This window comes from Mesorhizobium sp. B2-4-6 (assembly GCF_006442775.1).
In the GTDB taxonomy this organism is placed as follows: domain Bacteria; phylum Pseudomonadota; class Alphaproteobacteria; order Rhizobiales; family Rhizobiaceae; genus Mesorhizobium.
In genome coordinates this window covers 1-1,693 of the sequence record NZ_VFVI01000039.1, presented here as the reverse complement: position 1 = coordinate 1,693, position 1,693 = coordinate 1, and the positions used below count along the sequence as shown (strand labels likewise).

General features: G+C 65.3%; 2 protein-coding genes. Both read left to right on the top strand.

Annotation, left to right across the window (positions count from 1 at the left end; genetic code table 11):
* On the top strand, positions 1-1,193 hold a 1,193-nt coding region (locus FJ957_RS31685), incomplete at its 5' end, for an OmpA family protein (RefSeq protein WP_140837557.1).
* A gap of 17 nt (positions 1,194-1,210) precedes the next feature.
* A partial coding sequence (locus FJ957_RS31680; RefSeq protein WP_246686023.1) for a hypothetical protein occupies positions 1,211-1,693 on the top strand: 483 nt, incomplete at its 3' end.

Sequence of the window (1,693 nt, the reverse complement as noted above, 5' to 3'; positions counted from 1 at the left end):
GGTTCATCCTGGCCGCGGAATGCATCGGCCCCCTTCGCCCCGCCGACAATGACAGGATCAATTCGCTTTTCTTCGACACGATCGAGAGCATGGATCGCGGCCTCGACTGCGACGCCGCCATGCTGGCTGCGCTGGCCGCCTCCATCGAAGCCGGTCCGGCTGCCGAACCCGAACCGCGTCGGGGCGCAAAGGTCGTCCTGTTCGTGCTCGCGGCTCTCGTCGCCGCCGGGCTGGCATGGCTGGCGAGCGTCTATTTGACCCGCACGGTGCTGGAGCGGCGCGCCAACGATGCGCTCCAGGAACTGGCCGGCAAGGAACCGCTGCTGGAATCTTTCCCGTTGCGGCTGGATTTCGACCACCGCAATCGCAGCGTCTCGGTCTCCGGCATAGAGCCAAGCCAGGTGCAGACGGCTCCGCTGGTCGACGCCCTGGCCAAGGCCGCGGCGCCCTATCGGGTCGTCGGCCGGATCGGCGTCGTGCCGGGCACGGAACAATTGGCAGCGCTCAGCGCCGACATCGACGCCCTGCGGCAATCGGTGACCGGCCTCCAGGCGGGCATCGACGAAAACCGCCAGGCGATCGCCGAACTGCGGCAATCTCTTGCCGATGTGCAGACATCCGCGGGCGAAACCGGCAAAGCGGTTGCCGGTCAGCGGCAGGCTCTCGCAGGTTTGCAGGCCCGCATCGATCAGACGCGCGGGCTGAGCGAAGAAGCGCTGCAATCCCTTGCCGGCCTGCGGGCGGGCATCGATGAAACACGCGCGGCGATCGCCGGGGAGACAAAATCCAGGAACCAGCAGTACGACGCCCTGCAATCGATAGCCGACAGCCCGGCCGAGCGGCTCAACCGCTTCATGGCCTCGACGGCGATTTTCTTTGGCAACGCCGACACTTTTGCCGATGACAAGGCGGCGGACCAGCAGTTTCGCGATCTGGCAGGGCTGCTTGCGGGCAACGATCTGAGAATCCGTGTCGTAGGGCACGCGGACGATACCGGAACGGATGTGGCCAACCGGACGGTTGCCCGCAAGAGGGCCGACCAGGTGGTGCGAAGATTGACCGCGCTCGGGATCGAGCCGTCGCGCTTGTTTGTGGTTTCGCGCTCGTCGTCGCTTCCGATTTCCGACGTGCCGAGCGAAGGCAACCGCCGCGTCACCTTCGAAACCGTGTTCCGCGCCGAGCGCCCTCAATGATGCTCAGCGCAAAGGTCATGCTGCTTGGCGACATGGGTGTGGGCAAGACGTCCATCATGTACCGTCTCGTGCACGATCGTTTCGACGGCGAATACAAATCGACGCTCGGCGTCGAGGTGCTGAGCTACGATGTTCCGGCCGATCCGGTTCGCGGAGGCGACGCGGCGCGGCTTGTGCTGTGGGACACCGACGGCGATTTCGGGACGCGTATTTTCGACACCGTTTACGTTACCGGCGCGTCGGCCGCGATCGTCGTGTCGGACGTGACGCGCCCGCAAACCGTGACGCGCATGGTCGAGCTGGTCCGCAGCTTCGAGGCGCGATTTCCAGGCAGGCCATACCGGGCCCTCGTGAACAAGATCGATCTCGCCGAAGCCCCCGGCAGCGCCGAAGAGATCGGCCAGCTGCCGCGATCGAGCGTCAAGTTCGTGAGCGCCAAGAACGGTGAGGGAATCGTCGATGCCTTTGCCGAACTCGCCGAAACAATACGGCGTCGGCAG